This is a genomic window from Thauera butanivorans NBRC 103042 (genome assembly GCF_001591165.1).
In the GTDB taxonomy this organism is placed as follows: domain Bacteria; phylum Pseudomonadota; class Gammaproteobacteria; order Burkholderiales; family Rhodocyclaceae; genus Thauera; species Thauera butanivorans.
Genome location: NZ_BCUG01000155.1, coordinates 1 through 534 on the forward strand (window position 1 = coordinate 1; position 534 = coordinate 534).

Genomic DNA, 534 nt, shown 5'->3' on the forward strand with positions numbered 1-534 from the left:
ACCAGCGCCGCCACGCCCAGGTCGGCACCCGCGGCCAGCGCTTCGATCGGGGCGGCGCCGCCTTCTGCGGCCGCATCGAAGGCGGTGGTGCGCACCGTGATGACCTTGATCGCATCGGCGCTCTTGACCGTGGCCAGCGCGTTGCCGGCGTAGATCGGGCGCACGAAGGTGTCGGCGCTTTCGATGGCGACGATGTCGCTGATCTGCGCCACGTCCAGCAACGCCGCCACCCGCGGCAGCATGTTCTTGCCGTTCGGCGTCGCCGGCGCCAGCACGTGGCTGTAGTTCGGGGCGAGGCCCTTGAGCAGCTCGGCCACGTTCTCGGCCGTCTGCGCTTCGTAGTGCGGCGCGTCGCTCACCAGCACCTTGGCCACGCCGGCGATCTTCGCCGCCGCCTCGGCCGCCGCGCCGCAGCCGGCACCGGCCACCAGCACGTGGATGTCGCCGCCCAGTTTCGCCGCCGCGGTCACGGTGTTGAGCGTGGCGGCCTTGAGCGATTGGTTGTCGTGTTCGGCAATGACGAGAATGCTCATG

1 pseudogene is annotated in these 534 nt (G+C 70.4%); it reads right to left on the reverse strand.

Annotated features, from left to right (window positions below):
- Nucleotides 1-533 (reverse strand): annotated as a pseudogene (locus TBU01S_RS22795) (electron transfer flavoprotein subunit alpha/FixB family protein); the annotation flags it as partial.
- Between the last annotated feature and the right edge of the window lies 1 nt (nucleotide 534).